The following is a 16521-nucleotide window of genomic DNA, read 5'->3' on the forward strand; positions in this document are numbered from 1 at the left end:
GATTCCTGTCGGGGTACGCGGAGCACCCCGCTTCTATTTGAACGCGTAACGCTGAAAACTCGTTAAGACCTTTGGTTACGCGGCGATTAGGTGCGCTTCGGTGAGGCTACGCCGCGCCGCCTCGCGCAGATGGCTCCACTCTGAAGCCAGGATCCCCAGCAGGACGACATCGCGCGCTGTTCCGTTCTTCAGAACATGCCCCCGCAGATAGCCTTCGCGCCGAAATCCGGTCGCCACCTGAGCCTTCAGCGCGGCGTCATTGTCGGCCATCACCTCGGCGAAAACCTTGTGCAGGCCAAGCTCGCCGAACGCGCGATCCAGCCCCAGCACCTGGGCGGCGCGGCCCACGCCGCGGCCCCGGGCCTCCGCCGAGCCCAGAAACCAGTTCCAGCTCGCCCGGCGGTGATGGCTCAGCAGGCCAGAGAGGGTCAAAAGGCCCGCCGGGACCCCTGCCCGCGTGATCATCCAGCCGCGCATGTCGGGATCGTTGCGAAGGCTGTCGAACCAGGCCGCATGCGCCTCCCGGCTGGGAAAGGCGGCGTCCGACATCCATCGATCGACTTCAGGTTCGGAGCGCCACTGAAACAGCACGCCCTCATCCTGATCCTGTAAATCGCGAAGGTCGATCATCCCGGCCAATTCCCCCTGGCGCCTTTACAAAGCCTACCCCGCGCGACTCCGATGGCCTAGAGCGCCGGCGCGAAGACCGCGTCCGGCGACTAGCCGTTGAAGAGCTTCAGAATGATCTGCGGCGCCGAGTTGGCGATGGACAGGGCCTGAGCGCCGAGCTGCTGCTTGACCTGCAGGGCCTGCAGACGCGCGCTTTCCTTGGCCAGGTCGGCGTCGACCAGGTTGCCCACGCCGGTTTCCAGCACGTCCGACAGCCGGGAAACGAAGGTGTGGTGAGCCTCGATCTGCTTGGCCTGGGTGCCGATATTACCGACGGCCTGGTTCACCGCGCCCATGGTGGCGTCAAGGCGGGTCAGGACATTGGAGGCGTTGGCGACATCCAAGATGTCGTCAGTGGCGGTCAGGGTGTTGATCGTCCCGCCGAGCGACAGGTTCTGCAGGTTCAGCGTGATCGCCGTTCCGGCGTCAGCATCCGCCAGGAACGAGACGTCGGCCGTGAGGCTGCCGTTCAGCAGGTTGGCGCCATCGAAGGTGGCGCTGGACAGCACCTGGCTGAGATTCTTGACCAACCCCTGGAAGTCGGAGTTGAGAGCCTGGCGTGACTTGGTGGTCAGCGAGGTGTCCTTGGCCGCAACGACCTTTTCGCGCATCAGGCTGAGCAGATCCGAGATCGACTCGCCCGCGGCAAGGGCCACGTCCGCGACCGAGGTCGCGCGATCAAGGCTCATCTTGACCGCCGAGAGCGCGTTCATGTCCGCGCGCTGTTCCTGGGCGATGGACCAGACTGCCGCGTTATCCTTGGCGCTGGAGACTGTCAGACCCGTGTTGATGCGGGTTTGAACACCCTGCATGTCATCGTTGGTCTTGTTCAGATTCTGCAGAGCAATCAGCGCGGGCTGGTTGGTGTTGACGCTGAGCGACATTCGCGGCCTCCGATCGGAAATTTTTTCCGGGTTTGGTTCGAACGCCCACCGGCGAACGAGCCCTCACGGAGCAAACCGTATGATCAGAAGGTAAGGTTATGGTTAACGGAAATAAACCATAACGACTACACCCCGCGACGCGCCGCCGCAGGGCAAAAGCGCGCCTTCGGGGCGCCTCAAGTCAGGCCGTCGTAAACCGAGCCTGGGTCATAAGTCGCGGCGTGCTTGAGTTTCAGCACGTCTTCGCGCGGCACGATCTGCAAGGTTTCACCGGTGCGGCGGTCCACAGTCTTGTAGATGAACGCCCCGCTGTCCTCGTCCTGCTCGATCACTAGGCGAAGGTCGCCCGGCTGAGGCTCGACCGAATCAGTACGCGATTCGGAAACGACAACAGCGCCCGCGGATGGCTCCGGGGCGGTGACCTTCGAATATTGGCCTGTGACGGCCGAATCGGCTGCGACGGCCGACAAAGCGGCTTTGGGTTCCATCTCTCCTTGCGCCAGCGCCTTCGCGGCGGCGTCCTCTGGTGGTGCGGGTTCTCCTCGTCTTCAAGCCTGAAAGAAGCGGAGGCGGATCCGTGAAGGACCCGCCCCCTCCGTTCCTTAGCGGAACAGGCTCAGGATCGACGACGAAGCTTGGTTCGCGATCGAAAGCGCCTGGATGCCCAGTTGCTGCTTGGTTTGCAGCGACTGCAGCTTGGCGCTTTCCTTGGCCAGGTCGGCGTCAACCAGGTTGCCCACGCCGGCGTCGAGGCTGTCCTGCAGCTTGCCGACGAAGGTCAGGTGGGTGTCCAGGCCGGTCGAGCTGGTGCCCAGCGAAGCCAGCTTGTTGGTCGCCGTGCCCAGGGCCGTGGTCACCGTGGTGATCATGGTCTTGGCGGTGGCGGCGTCAGTGAAGCTGGAGGTCGCCGAAAGACCGATACCGTCCAGCGACAACGTCTTGGCCGCGACGGTGAAGCCCGAGCCATCGGCGTTGGCCAGGAAGGTCAGCGACGCCGTCGTGCCATCGGCGATGCTGACACCGTTGAACTTGGCGTTCGTGGCGGCCTTGGTGATCTGGTCACGCAGCGACTCGAAGTCAGCCTTGAGGGCGTTGAAGCTGGCGGTGTTCAGCGAGGTGTCGGAAGCGGCCAGGGCCTTTTCCTTCATCTTGCCAAGCAGGTCGGTGATGGTGTCGCCGGCGGCCAGGGCCACGTCGATGGTCGACTGGCCGCGCTGCAGCGAGTCCTTCACCGAGTTCAGCGACGAAGCGGTGGAAGCTTGGTTCTTGGCGGTCGCCCAGATCGCGCCATTATCCTTGGCGCTGCCCACCTTCTTGCCGGTGTTGATGCGCTGTTGGACGGTCTGGAGTTCCGAATTGGTGGAGTTCAGGTTTTGCAGCGCGATGAGCGCGCCAGCGTTCGTGTTGATGCTATTCAGCGCCATTACGAAATTTCCTTTTCAAGGTGGGCCGACGTCATTTTGACTGCCGGGAGCTTTTTGCTCACACGAGGGGAAGCAATGACCGGGCCAAAGCTGCCCACCAGGCAATACGCGACAAGTCCTTGAAAAGATGGCGTTATAGGTCTGTTTACGACAACAACCCCCGGCAGAAACTGCCGGGGGTTGTTTGTTGTGGGCAACTATTGCCGGGCACTAGGCGCCGGGTGGAAGGAGGCGCCGGGCGACCCAAGGGCCGCCCGGCATGTCGGATCACTTGAACAACGACAGGATCGATTGCGGCGTCTGATTGGCGATCGACAGTGCCTGCACACCCAGTTGCTGCTTGGTCTGCAGCGACTGGAGCTTGGCGCTTTCTTTCGCCAGATCCGCGTCGACCAGATTGCCCACACCCGTTTCCAGGCTGTCCTGGAGCTTGCCAATGAAGGTCAGGTGCGTGTCCAGACCGACAGAATTGGTGCCCAGCGACGACAGCTTGTTGGTCGCGGTGGTGAGAGCAGTTGTGATCGTCGAAATCATCGTCTTAGCCGTGGCCGCGTCCGTGAAGGTCGAGCCGGCCGCCAGGCCGATGCCGTCGAGCGACAGCGTCTTGGCGGTAACGGTGAAACCATCGCCATCGGCATTCGCCAGGAAGGTCAGCGACGCCGTCGTGCCGTCAGCAATGCTGACGCCATTGAACTTGGCGTTCGTGGCCGCCTTGGTGATTTGATCACGCAGCGACTCGAAGTCTGCCTTCAGGGCGTTGAAGCTCGCGGTGTTCAGCGAGGTGTCGGAAGCGGCCAGAGCCTTTTCCTTCATCTTGCTGAGCAGATCCGTGATCGTATCGCCAGCTGCGAGCGCCACATCGATCGTCGATTGACCGCGCTGGAGGGAATCCTTCACGGCGTTCAACGAGCTCGAGCTAGTGCTCTGCAACTTGGCCATCGACCAGATCGCGCCATTATCCTTGGCGTTGGCGACCTTCTTGCCGGTGTTGATGCGGCCTTGGGTTGTTGAAAGCTCCGAGTTGGTCGAGTTGAGGTTTTGCAGTGCGATGAGCGCACCAGCATTGGTGTTGATTGAGTTCATCATAGGTCACCTACCGTTTTGGTCGGATTTCTCCGGCGCGAGCCGGCTGGGCGTTTTGCCTGCAGAAACCATCGCAAGGGCCGGGCCACTGACACTCACGCGAGGTCAGATTCTAAGCGGCTGATTTTTATGAGTTTATTCCAGACTCAAGCTGGAAACTAAACCGCCCGACGAATGCAACATTCGCCGGGCGGCAGGAACTTCCTAAACGGGCTGGGCAATTGGCGCCTGATGGATCAGGCGCCTTCGACACGCCCCGCCAGACCTTGCATGATGGTCCGATTGATATCGATAAGAGGCTCGAAATCCTCCTCCTTGCGCATGACCGCACTGGAGTGGCGACCGACCCACAGGCTGAGCGAAATGATGCTGGCGCGCAGCTCGGGCGACAGCGAGTTTTCGGGCAAGGAGCAGTCGGTGGCCATCGCCGACCACACCCGGCGATTCCAGTCGAGCGCGTCGATCCGCTTGGCGATATCGTCCTCGGGGGCCTGAGACGCGTCCATAAGGGCGCGCGTCACCTGGCCGAAGAGGCGGTATTCCAGCTCACGCGGATTTTCAGCCCTCGTCGCCGCCTGCTGATAGGCTCGAAGAGACATGCCCCAACCTCTCGTCTTCGTACTCGATCAATTTTCGGCTCAACATGAGCGCCTTATAGTACTCGCGCGCCATGACGTGCTTTGAGATCGCGATGCAATCTGACAACACGGCCGGGTTACGCACCACACTCATGAACTCGTTCAGGCGCGTGGCAAAGTCCTCGTAGAACCGCTCCGCGACACTTTCTTCCAGGTACATCATCATGACCGGGAAGTAGATGCGACGTGATGGCGTCGTCACCTGATCCGGCTGCATGATGTCCTTTTCTCGAAGGACGGAGGCCTTGTTCTGGAGCACGAGAACGCCACGACGGTCGCCATTCTGGACCACCGCACCGTTCAAAACGAACTTCTCGCCGGGCTTCAGCGAAAGCTTCAAAGGCACGTTATGCCGCTCCCCTCTGCAATCGCCACGACAGCCCGTTCCGCCAGGATCGGCGGGTCAGGCTCAAAGTTAGGCCAGGTCGGGTTAACGCTGTCTTGCTGACCCTGCGACCGTGAGCCGCGGCTTAGGACTCAGTTAAACATACTGCCCCACAGGATGGTTAACTCCAAACCCGCAAGGCTCATTCCATGTCCCGCAAACGCGCCCTCGAGGGTTCCGGCAGCACGCTGGCCCAGCAGGAGATCATCGCGGCGGCGATCGTCCAGCGCGGAATCGCTGGGACGACCATGGGTGATTCTGCTTCGGTCGAGGCTCTGGCCCGGCTCGACCGCGCCGCCAACGAGCTGAAGAATCGCGAAACAGCCCGCCTGCTAGGACAAGCGATCGCGGCGATCCAGTCGCGTGACTTCCAAAAGGCCGACGCACTGGCCCTCGAGGTGCTGGAAAAGGATGAGCGACAGGGCGTCGCCTGGCACGTTCTGGCCATCGCACGCGAAAAGAACGGCGACTTTGTTTCTTCCATGCGCGCCTACGAGGCGGCGCTGAAGCTGTTGCCTGACCACGGCCCCGTCGCGGGAGATCTGGGACGACTGGCCTACCGCATGGACATGCCGGAGCTGGCGGCCAAGTTTTTCGCCCACTACCGGCTGGCCCGCCCCGATTGCGTGGAAGCGACCAACAATCTGGCCTGCGCGCTGCGCGACCTCAATCAATGCGCTGAAGCCATCGACATTCTTCGGCCGGCCATCATGGCCGACCAGGGCCAGCCGATCCTCTGGAACACTCTGGGCACGGTGATGTGCAGTCTGGGCGACGGCCAGCAGGCCCTGACCTTCTTTGACGAAGCCCTTCGCCTCGCCCCCGCTTTTGGCAAGGGCTATCACAACCGCGCCTATGCCCGCTTGGACCTGGGCGATGTCCCGGGCGCGCTGGAGGATTGCGAGGCGGCCATTGCTCACGCCGAGTCGGCGGACGACCTGGCCATGATGCAGTTCGCCAGATCGACAATTCTTCTTTGCCTGGGTCGTGTGAGCGAAGGCTGGGCAGCCTACGAGGCGCGCTTCTCGCACGACCTGTCCGACGCGCCCCGTTTTCTGATCGACGCACCCCGCTGGTCGGTCGACCAGCCGTTGGCGGGCAAGCGGATGATGATCTGCGCCGAACAGGGCCTTGGCGACGAAGTGATGTTCGCCAACATGTTGCCCGACGTTCTGGACGCCATCGGCCCCGAGGGCGCGCTGTCTATCGCCGTCGAACATCGCCTGGTCCCACTTTTCGAACGCTCCTTTCCGACCGCCGAGGTTACCGCGCACCGAACGGTGGCCTTTGAGGGCCGAGTGCGTCGCACCGCGCCCCACGTCTCGGACTGGAGCAGGATCGACCAGTGGGCTCCGATCGGTTCACTGCTGCCGGTGTTGCGCCCATCGGTCGAGTCGTTCCCCAGGCGCCCCAACTTCCTGGTCGCCGATCCCGAGCGCGTCAGCCATTGGCGCCAGCAGCTCGAGGCCGCGCCCAAGGGCCCGAAGGTTGGCCTGCTCTGGAAGAGCCTCAAGCTGAATGGCGAACGGGCGCGTCAGTTCTCGCCCTTCGACCTGTGGAGCCCCATCCTCGAAACGCCGGGCGTCACCTTCGTCAATCTGCAGTACGGTGACTGTGACGAAGAGATCGCCTACGCCAAGGCCGAGTTTGGCGTCGATATCTGGCAGCCCGAAGGCATCGACCTGAAGAAGGATCTCGATGACGTCGCCGCGCTGTGCTGCGCCATGGACCTGATCATCGGCTTCTCGAACGCGACGATCAATTTGGCTGGCGCCTGCGGGGCCAATGTCTGGCAGATCAGCGGCGCGGCGTCCTGGACCCGCCTGGGCACCGAGAGCCTGCCCTGGTACCCGCAGATCCGCTGCTTCTCCTCGTCGGACTATTACGACTGGTCGCCGACCATGGCGGAGGTGGCGCAGGCGCTGGCGGAAACCTATCCCGGCTAGGGAACGTCGCGACAGCGGCGGGATTGATGCAGGACGGCCAGGCGCAGGGCTTGGCCGCTTCTGGAGATTTCGTGATGGCTCCGCTGGACGTGAACGACGCCCCCGACGCGCAAGACACCGCCGAGGTGCTGGATGAAACCCATCTGACGCGCGACGGCGACGACATCGCCAATTTCGACGAGATCACCGACGTCTATGACGTCACCCAGGCTGATGGCGACGCGGATGATGACGATATCGAAGAGGGCTTTGACGACCTCGACGACAGCGAGCTGGCCGACCTTGAAGACGAAGTCGAAGGTGAACGCGACGACGAAGGTCTGGACGTCGAGCGAGACCCGCTGGACACCCTGCCCGGGCGCAATGGAGCATAGAGCAAACCGATCGTTCGGTTTCAATTCCGCACGCTCTTGCCAAGCGCGTCCCGCCCGGTAGTTTGAACCCCTGATTTGAACACTTGTTCGAGACCGGATCGATCCGGCAAAGGGTGGGCATGAGCCAGCGCTTCGAAGGCACTTCCGACTATGTGGCGACCGAGGACCTCAAGGTCGCGGTCAACGCCGCCGTGGCGCTTGAGCGTCCGCTTCTGATCAAGGGCGAACCCGGCACCGGCAAGACCGTGCTGGCCTACGAGGTCGCCAAGGCCATGGGCGCGCCCCTGCTGACCTGGCACATCAAGTCCACGACAAAAGCCCATCAGGGCCTCTACGAATATGACGCCGTCACCCGCCTGCGCGACAGCCAGTTGGGCGAGGAGCGGGTCAAGGATGTCCGCAACTACATCAAGAAGGGCAAGCTCTGGGAGGCGTTCGAAAGCCCCGTGCGCCCCGTCCTGCTGATCGACGAGATCGACAAGGCCGACATCGAGTTCCCCAACGATCTGCTGCAAGAGCTCGATCGGATGGAGTTCTATGTCTACGAAACCGGCGAGACGATTTCGGCCAAGGTTCGCCCGATCATCATCATCACCTCCAATAACGAGAAGGAACTGCCGGACGCCTTCCTGCGCCGCTGTTTCTTCCACTATATCCGCTTCCCCGAGGAGGCGACGATGCAGGCGATCGTCGACGTCCACTATCCGGGCATCAAGCAGAAGCTCGTCTCCGAGGCCCTGCGGATCTTCTACGACATGCGCAAGGTGCCGGGCCTGAAGAAGAAGCCTTCCACCTCCGAGCTCCTGGACTGGCTGAAGCTGCTGATGGTCGAGGACATCGACGTGAGCCTGCTGCGCGAGAAGGATCCCACCAAGCTGATCCCCCCGCTGCATGGCGCCCTGCTGAAGAACGAGCAGGATGTCCACCTGTTCGAGCGCCTGGCCTTCCTAGCGAGGCGCGAAGGCGCAGGCCGCCCAGGGCAATAAGGGCTTACCTGGAATTCACTGGACGGGTGACGCGACCGCCCTCACCTTCCCGCCGAAATCAGAGGGATGGTCATGCGTCATTCGACTTGGATCGCCATGTTCGCCGCCACCAGCGCGCTTGCGCTGGCGGGTTGTCATCGCAGCGAAACGGTGAAGGCTGAAAAGCACGAGCGGCATCTACGTCGCGAGCCGGTCCGGGCGATCTCCAAGCTCGATTGTCCCGAGACGCAGGGCGACCTGAAACGCGTCAGCGTCGCGGCCGATGGTCTGTCCTGCGGCTATGCCGGCGACCAGGCCGAAGTGCTGCTCCGGCTCGTGTCGCTGAACACCGGCGACGCCGAGGTCGCGTTGGCCCCGATCGAGGCCGAGCTGAAGGCGCTGATGCCCACGCTGAAGCCCGCCACGGTCCAGAAGCCAGGCGAAAAGCACGACCGCAACAAGACCAGCATCCATCTGCCCGGCCTGCGGATCGATGCCAGCGACGACGGGGCCGACATAAAGATCGGCCACATCACGATCAACAGCAACGAGGGCGGCGCCTCCGAGGTCAAGATCGACAAGAACGTCACGGTGAAGGGCGACGACCGCAAGGAGACGGTCAGCATCACCGCGGACGACGATGAGACCGGAGACGGCGCCGTCAATATCCGCGCCAGTGACGACGGGGCCGAGATCCGTCACAGCAAGGGCGGCGACTCGATCCGCTCGACCCTGATCCTGGCCAGCGACAAGGCGCCCAGCGGCTACCGCGTGGTCGGCTACGAGGCGCGCGGACCCAAGGGGGGCCCGCTCGCCGTCGCCACCATCAAGGCCAAGAACCGCGATTCCGGCGACCATGACGTCTTCAAGGACATGAAGGCCCTGGTTCGCCACAACGTCGGCGGCTGAACTCAGGCCGGGACCGGAACGACCTCCATCACCTTGTAGGTCAGGGGCCGGCCATCCTCGTCGGTCACGGTGACATATTCGCCCAGCGCGAACCTGTGCTCGCCCAGCCGGTGGACCGGCTCGTCATCGGCGCTGTCGGAATTGTCGTAGTCGAAGAACCAGCGCGCTCCCTTGCGCGCCAGCAGGCCGTCAACGGCCTCCTCGTCGGGCGCGAAACGGCGGACGCTGCAGGCCGCCTTGCTCTTGGCGTAGGCGGCCTCGTCAAGATGACCGTCGGCGGTCAGGGGCGCGGTCAGGGCGTAGCCGCGATGATCGTCGCCGCCGGCGAACTCGGTGCCAGGATTGCGGGCAAGACGCATCACGATGCGAGACAGGGACATTTAAGCCTCCCTTGAAGGAATGACGGACAGTTAGTGCGACAGGAACAGCGAAGGACCATCGCTGTTCAGGAGGCTGCGGGTCGTGCCGCCGAAGATGAACTCCTGCAGACGCGGGTGCCCGAAGGCCCCGGCGACCAGGAAATCGGCGCCGGCCTCGCGAGCCGTCCCCAGCAACAGCCCGGCGGCGTCGCCGGTTCCCTGCAGGGTCTGGCTTGTCGCGGTCACGCCGCGAGCGCTCAGAAACTCGACCAGCCGCGCAAGATCGAAATTGCGCGACGATGCAGCCGGAGCGCCGGCGACGATCACCGACGAGGCCTTTTGCAGCAGCGGCAGTGCGGTGCGCATCGCCCGGCTGGCTTCCTTGCCGCCGTCCCAGGCGACCACGGCGACGCCTCCAACCTTCAGGCCAGGACGGGCGACGATGATCGGGCGCTGCTCGTCAGCGACCAATTGCTGGAAGGCTTCGGCCAGGGGGCCCTTGCCGCGCGCCGAGGCGCTGTCGAAAACGATGACGTCCGAGAGGCGGCCTTCCATGGCCAGGCCCGCCCAGACAGGCGATTCCAGGCTGATGACACGGGTTCGCGAGTAGCCGATCTCGGCGGCCAAAGCCCCGACGGCGCGGGCCCCTTCCACGGCGGCCTCCTTCAGGCTTTCCAGCGCTGTGACCTGCACCCCGCCCATGAAGCCTTCGCCCATCCAGGGCATCAAGTCGGCGATGTCCGCCGGAGCGTGGACACAGGCCAGCTCCGCCTCGAACGCCTTTGCCAGGGTGGCCGCCGACGCCAGGAGATCCCGGTCGGCCTGTGCTCCCGCGAGGGGAGCCATAATTCTTGCCCAACTCATGATCGAACTCCTTTGGAGCGCATTTCCACAGGTGAGGCCGTACCCATCATTGATCTTTGTCAACCGATGGGTCAGTCAGTCCACCTTCACCGTGAGGAACGATCTCGTGGCCAAAGGGCTGCATAGGGGCGCGGCGCCCCGCGCTTGGCAGAGAATGCTCTCCGGCCGGAGGCTGGATCTGCTCGACCCGTCGCCCATGGACATCGAGATCGAGGACATCGCCCATGGCCTGGCCCGGGTGGCCCGCTGGAATGGCCAGACCATTGGCGAGCATGGCTTTTCCGTCGCCCAGCACAGCCTGGTGGTCGAGGAGATCGCCGCCCACATCAAGCCCGATCTCGAGCCAAAGTGGCGCCTGGCCGCCCTGCTGCACGACGCCTCCGAATATGTGATCGGCGACATGATCAGCCCGTTCAAGGCGGCTCTGGGCGTCAGCTACAAGGATTTCGAGGTCCGCCTTGAGGATGCGATCCACATCCGTTTCGGACTGCCGGTGAAGACTCCGCCGGCCATCAAGAAGCTGATCAAGCAGGCCGACCGGGCCTGCGCCTTCTTCGAGGCCACCCAGCTGGCCGGGTTCGAGCATGCCGAGTCGCTGGCCATCTTCGGTGCGCCGCCGGCCGGCTATGACCTGCACATCAAGCCGCAGCCGCCGTTCGAGGCCCAGGCCCACTACGTTCAGCGCTTCCATGTGCTGTCCAGGGCCGCGGGCTTCGAGTCCGCGCCCAACGAAGCGTTCGAGACCGAATGAGCGCATCCGTCGTCATCGGGCTTTCGGCCGTGGTCGTCGCCATTCGCGATGGCGAGGCCGTGGTGCTGACCGTTCGACCGCATGACGCCGTCACCGATGTCGCCTCGCCCCTGCCCGGCCTGCCGTTCGGACCGTTCGACCCCGAGGGCCACCGCACCTTCGAGCTGGGCCTGCGGGCGTTCGTCACCGAGCAGACCCGGTTCCAGCTGGGCTATGTCGAGCAGCTTTACACCTTCGGCGACAAGGGCCGCGACGCGCCCCGGGCCGAGGTCGGGGCCGGCGCGGCGCGGGTCGTCTCGGTCGGCTATCTGGGCCTGACCCCAGACGCGATCGACACCGATGCGCCGGACACCGTCTGGGCGCCCTGGTCGCGGTTCTTTCCCTGGGAGGACTGGCGCCAGGGCCGCCCCGCCCTGCTGGACGCCGTCCTGGCCCCGGCCCTGCGGCGCTGGGCCGAGGGCGACGCCGGCAAGTGGTCCCGCGCCCGCCTGGCCTTCGCCCTCGAGGGCGCGCCGTGGAACGAGGAACGGGTCCTGGAGCGCTACGAGCTGCTCTACGAAGCCGGCCTGGCCCCCGAGGCCGCCCGCGACCAGGCCCGGGCCGACGGCGACGATCCGGCCGAACCCGCCGCCCTGTCGGCGGCTCTGGGCGAGCCGATGATCTCCGATCACCGTCGCATCCTGGCCACCGGCCTTTCCCGCCTCCGGGGCAAGATCAAGTATCGGCCCGTGGTGTTCGAACTGACCCCCGACGAGTTCACCCTGTCGACCCTGCAGCGCACCGTCGAGGCCATCGCCGGGGTGCCGCTGCACAAGCAGAACTTCCGCCGCGTGGTCGAACGCGAGGAGCTCGTGGAAGGCCTGGGACGCCTGGACGCCGAGACCGGCGGCCGCCCGGCCGAGCTGTTCCGGTTCCGCCGCGAGATCCTGGCGGCGCGGCCGGCCAGCGGGCTCAGCCTGCCGCTGCTGCGGGACTAGGGTTCGCGGTGTTGAGGAAATTCCCAAACCTCCGTCTTCCCGGCGAAGGCCGGGACCCACATTCAGCCTGAGCGTCTGGGGATGACGCGCCTTCTGATTTAGCCAGACCGACACCCTTTCAGGGTTCGATCTGGGCCCCGGCCTTCGCCGGGGAGAGCGGGAAAAAGGGCAATTCAGCGCTCTTGGCCCCCGCCTATTCAGCCGCCTCACGCACATCGCCCGCCGCCTTTTCCGCAGCCTGTCGCGCCCGCCATCTGGCCTTCAGGGTGTGCGAGGTGTCCCGCGAGCCATCCGGGCTCCAGCCGGGCGGACCGAACACATAGCCCAGCGCCTCGCGCGGCGACTTCGAACCGGCCAGATCCTTGCCGATACCGATCCACTCATGAAAGACGTTGTGGAACAGGTTGAAATTCCCCAGGTTCTTCACCGTGCCATAGCGGCAGGGCTCTTCGTCGACCTCGGGAATGAAGGTGCCGAACATCCGGTCCCAGATGATCAGGATGCCGGCATAGTTGGCGTCCAGATAGCGGGCGTTGCGGGCGTGGTGCACCCGGTGATGCGAGGGCGTGTTGAACACCGCCTCGAACCAGCGCGGCATGCGCCGAACCGCCTCGGTGTGAATCCAGAACTGGTAGACGAGGCTGATCCCCTTCTGGATCGCCACCATGGCGGGCGGGAAGCCCAGAAACACGAGCGGAAGCCACAGCAGCCAGGTCCCGGCCACCCCGCCCGTCCAGGTCTGCCGCAGGGCGGTCGACAGGTTGTAGTGGGTCGAGGTGTGGTGATTGACGTGGCTGGCCCACCAGACCCTTCGCTCATGGGAGATCCGGTGGAACCAGTAGTAGGTCAGATCCTCGGCGAAGAAGAGCACGACCCAGGCCCAGACCGCTGTCATCGGGATCGTGAAGAGGCGGTGGTGATACACCCAGACCGTGGCGGCGAAGACCAGTCCGGCCGTCAGCACGCCGGCGATCGTGCTGCCCAGACCCATCGACAGCGACATGGCGGTGTCGCGGGTTTCGTAGTTGGCCTTGGCCTTGCCCATCCGGGCCAGGACGATCTCGAGGATGACCGCCAGGACGAAGAACGGGATCGCCATCTGGACGGGATCGAACTGCGCCTTCATGCGACAGGCTCCTTCTGGGCGATCAGGGCCTGGGGCGGCCAGACATCATCGGCGACCGCGAACACGGGCGCGGCGTCGCCGGTCTTCACGACCCGCCGGCCATTCTTCGACTGCGCCGCAGCCACGACGGGCCAGGCCAGGTCGCGGGCGACATAGCCGTCGCCGCGCTTCCACAGAACCAGCACCGTGTCGCCATCCCGCGCCAGGGCGCCAAGGCCGTCGGCCGAGATCCAGGTCGCGGTGGGGTGATGGTCGGGAAACTCCTCAGCCAGCAACGCCGCGAGGCCCGCCGAGTCGAGCGGCGGCGTCGGCCGGGCGATGCCCGCCCAGGCCGCTATGCCGACGAGCACGCTGATCGCGATCGCCGAACCGATAAGCTGAATCAGCATCGCCTTTTCCAAGCTGACGCCGCCCTCCCCGTATTTTGCAGACAGCGTCGGGCCGTAGGTGATCGCCGTCAAGGGATCTGGTCGTTCTGCAGCCCGGACACGGTGTCGCGACCTCGCGCGGAAACGCCGAGTTGATGGAAAGGGTCGCGGAGCGTCCGGACGACGTCCGGATGAGTTTGAAAAAGTACCGTTTCGACGAAGCCGTCCGCTCCGCGTGACCGGTTCACAAGAGCCTGCGCTTGGGCGGTATTGTGACGCCTCGTACGCTTCCAGCCCCAGACGGGCGGCGTGAATAGCGTTCACGCCGGGCCGCGAGCCATTACGCCCGCCTGTCCCCGCTCGATCACACCCCGCCGCCGCAATGGTCGCTGGCCTTGCGCCCTTTCCTCGCGACGAGGTGGGTACAGAATACGGGAGGTTTTTAGGGGGCTGCGTCGATTGTCTGGACGCCCGTGTCGGCGCGCTGGAGCGTGACGATAGAAAAGCCCGTCATCCCGGGGCTCGTCCCCGGGACCCATGGGTCGGCCGCACGGTCGGCGGACCATGAATCTCTTACGGCGCAACGGAACAATGGGTCCCGGGGACGAGCCCCGGGATGACGGGGATTGTATGGGGAGGCTCGTGATGCGCCCCCCTTCAGGGGAGGATTTTGGGCGTCTATCCCCGCGCCCATGAGAGGACAGAGGCCGTCCCGGGCCCACGAGCCCGGGACAAAACGCTCTAGAACTTGCGGACGTAGGATACCGCCAGGGTGTCGGCGTCCGCCTTGGAGTTGGTGAACTCCGACTTGGTCCAGTCGGCGCGAAGACCGTTCTTGTCGTCGAGCTTGTATTGCGCGCCGACGCCATAGTTCCAGCTGTCCTGCGACTCGCTGGACGACACGCCGGCGAGCGAGCTCTTGAACTTGGCCGTGCCGTAGCCGGCCCTGGCCAGAAGGTCGATCTGCGGCGTCACCGGCAGATAGCCCACGGCGTAGGCCGCCGCCTGATGCTTCAGTTCGACGTTCACGGGCGCGCCGGCCACATAGGTCTTGTCGTCAGTCACGCCGACGCCGACCTCACCTTCAACGCCGAAGTGGGGGGTGAGCTTGGCGCCCAGGCGGCCCTGGATGGCGCCGACATCGGCGCCATCGGTGCGGGTCGAGCCATAGCCGACCGAGCCGTAATATTCAGGCGAGACCTGTGCGTGGGAAAGGGCGGGGATAGCGGCGACCGAAGCGGCGACAACCGTCGCGGCGATGAGAGTTTTCATTGTTGTGACTCCAGGTACTGATGCCCCTCAGCCCCCTCTGACTAGGCCGGCCATGCGGCCCCGATAGGGCCCGGGCCGGACCGGTTTGCGGCCATTGCGTGTCGCGGCCGACATGTCCAAGGCGATTGTGGCGGCGCGGGATTGTTCCCCTGCGGAAGCGAAAACGCCGCGCCTGTGACCCCAAAGCCGCGCGTCCCGGGGAGGTGACGAGGCCGGCAGGCGTGCTATTGATCCAGCAGAACAACAATTGAGACGCGCGCTTCAGGTCGCGCGCCAGCGTCATCGGGACCAGTCGCTTGCATCAAGCCGTCATCGCCGCCACGGGGCTCTACACCCCGCCCCACAGCATTTCGAACACCGAGCTGGTCGAGGCCTTCAACACCTTCGTCGAGCGCTTCAACACCGCCAACGCCGAGGCCATCGCGGCCGGCGAGGTCGTGGCCCTGGCCCCCTCCTCGCCCGAGTTCATCGAGAAGGCGTCCGGCATCAAGTCGCGATTCGTGATGAACAAGACCGGCATCCTCGATCCCGACCTGATGCGTCCTGTGCTGCCCGAGCGCCCCAATGACGAGATCTCGATCCTGGCCGAGATGGCCGTCGAGGCCGCCAAACAGGCCATCGCCGCCTGGGGCAAGCCGGTCAGCGAGATCGGCGCGGTGATCTGCGCGGCCTCGAACATGCAGCGCGCCTATCCGGCCATGGCCATCGAGGTGCAGCAGGCCCTGGGCATCGACGGCTTCGCCTTCGACATGAACGTGGCCTGCTCGTCTGCCACCTTCGGCATCAAGACCGCCGCCGACTTCATCGCCACCGGCAGCGCCAAGGCGGTGCTGATGGTCAATCCCGAGATCTGCTCGGGCCACCTGAACTTCAAGGATCGCGACAGCCACTTCATCTTCGGCGATGTGGCCACCGCGGTGATCATCGAGGACGCCGAACAGGCCAAGGGCGGCTGGGAGATCTTGGGCACGCGCCTGAAGACGGTGTTCTCCAACAACATCCGCAACAATTTCGGCTTCCTCAACCGCGCCGCGCCGGAAGGCGAAGGGGCCCGCGACAAGCTGTTCGTGCAGGAAGGCCGCAAGGTGTTCCGCGAGGTGGTGCCGATGGTCAGCGAGATGATCCTGCAGCACGCCGCCGATATCGGCGTGGACCCCCAAGGGCTAAAGCGCCTTTGGCTTCATCAAGCCAATATCAACATGAACGAGATGATCGGCCGCAAGGTGCTGGGCCGCGATCCCGCCCCCGGCGAGAACGTCATCATTCTGGACGAGTACGCCAACACCAGCTCGGCCGGCTCGATCATCGCCTTCCACACGGCCAATGACGATTTCGCGGCGGGCGAGACGGGCCTGATCTGCAGCTTCGGCGCGGGCTATTCGGCGGGCACGGTGTTTGTGCGCAAGCGGTAGAGCGCTCTAAAACTTGTCATCCCGGCCGTAGCGAAGCGGAGAGCCGGGACCCAGGGGCCGGCGCATTGCGGTCGCCCCTGGGTCCCGGCTCGGCGCGCTACGCGCTTGGCCGGGA

Annotated in this window: 18 protein-coding genes and 2 pseudogenes; 8 read left to right on the top strand and 12 right to left on the bottom strand. The window is 64.6% G+C overall.

From position 1 onward, the window contains the following. Positions 1-75: 75 nt before the first annotated feature. The 7 genes from pseH to flbT all read right to left on the bottom strand — a co-directional run bounded on the left by pseH (position 76) and on the right by flbT (position 5044). The gene (pseH, locus tag ACW17V_RS11090; RefSeq protein ID WP_492105188.1) at positions 76-630 is read right to left on the bottom strand and encodes a UDP-4-amino-4,6-dideoxy-N-acetyl-beta-L-altrosamine N-acetyltransferase; all 555 of its coding nucleotides are present in this window, start codon (positions 628-630) and stop codon (positions 76-78) included. Between the two features lie 89 nt (positions 631-719). Then, positions 720-1553: a flagellin gene (locus tag ACW17V_RS11095; protein ID WP_492105189.1), complete on the bottom strand. Its 834-nt coding sequence runs from the start codon at positions 1551-1553 to the stop codon at positions 720-722. A gap of 176 nt (positions 1554-1729) precedes the next feature. Beyond that, positions 1730-2041: a hypothetical protein gene (locus tag ACW17V_RS11100; protein WP_492105190.1), complete on the bottom strand. Its 312-nt coding sequence runs from the start codon at positions 2039-2041 to the stop codon at positions 1730-1732. A 114-nt stretch (positions 2042-2155) separates the two neighbouring features. After that, entirely contained in the window at positions 2156-2977 is an 822-nt protein-coding gene (locus ACW17V_RS11105; RefSeq protein ID WP_492105191.1) for a flagellin, read from the bottom strand. 267 nt (positions 2978-3244) lie between these two features. Beyond that, positions 3245-4063 carry a flagellin gene (locus ACW17V_RS11110; protein WP_492105192.1) on the bottom strand — a complete coding sequence of 273 codons (819 nt, stop codon included), beginning with the start codon at positions 4061-4063 and terminating at the stop codon, positions 3245-3247. A 233-nt stretch (positions 4064-4296) separates the two neighbouring features. Beyond that, complete coding sequence (gene flaF, locus ACW17V_RS11115; RefSeq protein WP_492105193.1) at positions 4297-4659, bottom strand: flagellar biosynthesis regulator FlaF; 363 nt, start codon at positions 4657-4659, stop codon at positions 4297-4299. After that, entirely contained in the window at positions 4619-5044 is a 426-nt protein-coding gene (gene flbT / locus ACW17V_RS11120) for a flagellar biosynthesis repressor FlbT (protein WP_492105194.1), read from the bottom strand. The genes flaF and flbT overlap by 41 nt, the downstream gene beginning before the upstream one ends. A gap of 188 nt (positions 5045-5232) precedes the next feature. Here flbT and ACW17V_RS11125 point away from each other — a divergent pair, with 188 nt between their 5' ends. The 4 genes from ACW17V_RS11125 to ACW17V_RS11140 all read left to right on the top strand — a co-directional run bounded on the left by ACW17V_RS11125 (position 5233) and on the right by ACW17V_RS11140 (position 9277). Further along, complete coding sequence (locus tag ACW17V_RS11125; RefSeq protein WP_492105195.1) at positions 5233-7029, top strand: tetratricopeptide repeat protein; 1797 nt, start codon at positions 5233-5235, stop codon at positions 7027-7029. 74 nt (positions 7030-7103) lie between these two features. Then, the gene (locus tag ACW17V_RS11130) at positions 7104-7403 is read left to right on the top strand and encodes a hypothetical protein (RefSeq protein ID WP_492105196.1); all 300 of its coding nucleotides are present in this window, start codon (positions 7104-7106) and stop codon (positions 7401-7403) included. A gap of 119 nt (positions 7404-7522) precedes the next feature. Beyond that, positions 7523-8389 (top strand): AAA family ATPase, encoded by an 867-nt coding sequence (locus tag ACW17V_RS11135; protein WP_492105197.1) that lies wholly within the window; start codon positions 7523-7525, stop codon positions 8387-8389. Between the two features lie 72 nt (positions 8390-8461). Next, positions 8462-9277 (top strand): hypothetical protein, encoded by an 816-nt coding sequence (locus ACW17V_RS11140; protein ID WP_492105198.1) that lies wholly within the window; start codon positions 8462-8464, stop codon positions 9275-9277. 2 nt (positions 9278-9279) lie between these two features. Here ACW17V_RS11140 and ACW17V_RS11145 read toward each other — a convergent pair whose 3' ends face one another. Next, positions 9280-9657 carry a hypothetical protein gene (locus ACW17V_RS11145; RefSeq protein ID WP_492105199.1) on the bottom strand — a complete coding sequence of 126 codons (378 nt, stop codon included), beginning with the start codon at positions 9655-9657 and terminating at the stop codon, positions 9280-9282. A gap of 30 nt (positions 9658-9687) precedes the next feature. Further along, positions 9688-10500: a universal stress protein gene (locus tag ACW17V_RS11150; RefSeq protein WP_419317051.1), complete on the bottom strand. Its 813-nt coding sequence runs from the start codon at positions 10498-10500 to the stop codon at positions 9688-9690. A gap of 106 nt (positions 10501-10606) precedes the next feature. On the opposite strand from ACW17V_RS11150, the gene ACW17V_RS11155 reads away from it, so the two are divergent. Together ACW17V_RS11155 and ACW17V_RS11160 are read left to right on the top strand one after the other, a co-directional pair. Then, positions 10607-11251: a YfbR-like 5'-deoxynucleotidase gene (locus tag ACW17V_RS11155; RefSeq protein ID WP_492105200.1), complete on the top strand. Its 645-nt coding sequence runs from the start codon at positions 10607-10609 to the stop codon at positions 11249-11251. Next, positions 11190-12228, top strand: a pseudogene (locus ACW17V_RS11160) (NUDIX hydrolase). Before ACW17V_RS11155 ends, ACW17V_RS11160 begins: the two are co-directional and overlap by 62 nt. A gap of 193 nt (positions 12229-12421) precedes the next feature. Here ACW17V_RS11160 and ACW17V_RS11165 read toward each other — a convergent pair. After that, on the bottom strand, positions 12422-13354 hold the full coding sequence (locus ACW17V_RS11165) for a sterol desaturase family protein (RefSeq protein WP_492105201.1): 933 nt from the start codon (positions 13352-13354) through the stop codon (positions 12422-12424). Further along, the gene (locus tag ACW17V_RS11170; RefSeq protein ID WP_492105202.1) at positions 13351-13743 is read right to left on the bottom strand and encodes a hypothetical protein; all 393 of its coding nucleotides are present in this window, start codon (positions 13741-13743) and stop codon (positions 13351-13353) included. The genes ACW17V_RS11165 and ACW17V_RS11170 overlap by 4 nt, the downstream gene beginning before the upstream one ends. Positions 13744-14068: 325 nt before the next feature. Here ACW17V_RS11170 and ACW17V_RS11175 point away from each other — a divergent pair. After that, positions 14069-14217, top strand: a pseudogene (locus tag ACW17V_RS11175) (hypothetical protein); the annotation flags it as partial. Between the two features lie 246 nt (positions 14218-14463). Here ACW17V_RS11175 and ACW17V_RS11180 read toward each other — a convergent pair. Continuing rightward, on the bottom strand, positions 14464-14994 hold the full coding sequence (locus ACW17V_RS11180) for a porin family protein (RefSeq protein ID WP_492105203.1): 531 nt from the start codon (positions 14992-14994) through the stop codon (positions 14464-14466). A gap of 296 nt (positions 14995-15290) precedes the next feature. Here ACW17V_RS11180 and ACW17V_RS11185 point away from each other — a divergent pair, with 296 nt between their 5' ends. Next, positions 15291-16406, top strand: coding sequence for a beta-ketoacyl-ACP synthase III (locus tag ACW17V_RS11185; protein ID WP_492105204.1), 1116 nt, complete (start codon positions 15291-15293; stop codon positions 16404-16406). Positions 16407-16521 lie beyond the last annotated feature (115 nt).

This window comes from Caulobacter sp. FV2ye17ST (assembly GCF_058680955.1).

What these genes read in the sequence shown, in the direction of transcription:
- ACW17V_RS11165 (WP_492105201.1), bottom strand. Translation starts at nt 13,354, where the DNA reads ATGAAGGCGCAGTTCGATCCCGTCCAGATGGCGATCCCGTTCTTCGTC.
- ACW17V_RS11105 (WP_492105191.1), bottom strand. Translation starts at nt 2,977, where the DNA reads ATGGCGCTGAATAGCATCAACACGAACGCTGGCGCGCTCATCGCGCTG.
- pseH (WP_492105188.1), bottom strand. Translation starts at nt 630, where the DNA reads ATGATCGACCTTCGCGATTTACAGGATCAGGATGAGGGCGTGCTGTTT.
- ACW17V_RS11130 (WP_492105196.1), top strand. Translation starts at nt 7,104, where the DNA reads ATGGCTCCGCTGGACGTGAACGACGCCCCCGACGCGCAAGACACCGCC.
- ACW17V_RS11150 (WP_419317051.1), bottom strand. Translation starts at nt 10,500, where the DNA reads ATGAGTTGGGCAAGAATTATGGCTCCCCTCGCGGGAGCACAGGCCGAC.
- ACW17V_RS11125 (WP_492105195.1), top strand. Translation starts at nt 5,233, where the DNA reads ATGTCCCGCAAACGCGCCCTCGAGGGTTCCGGCAGCACGCTGGCCCAG.
- ACW17V_RS11140 (WP_492105198.1), top strand. Translation starts at nt 8,462, where the DNA reads ATGCGTCATTCGACTTGGATCGCCATGTTCGCCGCCACCAGCGCGCTT.
- ACW17V_RS11170 (WP_492105202.1), bottom strand. Translation starts at nt 13,743, where the DNA reads ATGCTGATTCAGCTTATCGGTTCGGCGATCGCGATCAGCGTGCTCGTC.
- ACW17V_RS11180 (WP_492105203.1), bottom strand. Translation starts at nt 14,994, where the DNA reads ATGAAAACTCTCATCGCCGCGACGGTTGTCGCCGCTTCGGTCGCCGCT.
- ACW17V_RS11110 (WP_492105192.1), bottom strand. Translation starts at nt 4,063, where the DNA reads ATGATGAACTCAATCAACACCAATGCTGGTGCGCTCATCGCACTGCAA.
- flaF (WP_492105193.1), bottom strand. Translation starts at nt 4,659, where the DNA reads ATGTCTCTTCGAGCCTATCAGCAGGCGGCGACGAGGGCTGAAAATCCG.
- ACW17V_RS11100 (WP_492105190.1), bottom strand. Translation starts at nt 2,041, where the DNA reads ATGGAACCCAAAGCCGCTTTGTCGGCCGTCGCAGCCGATTCGGCCGTC.
- ACW17V_RS11135 (WP_492105197.1), top strand. Translation starts at nt 7,523, where the DNA reads ATGAGCCAGCGCTTCGAAGGCACTTCCGACTATGTGGCGACCGAGGAC.
- ACW17V_RS11095 (WP_492105189.1), bottom strand. Translation starts at nt 1,553, where the DNA reads ATGTCGCTCAGCGTCAACACCAACCAGCCCGCGCTGATTGCTCTGCAG.
- ACW17V_RS11145 (WP_492105199.1), bottom strand. Translation starts at nt 9,657, where the DNA reads ATGTCCCTGTCTCGCATCGTGATGCGTCTTGCCCGCAATCCTGGCACC.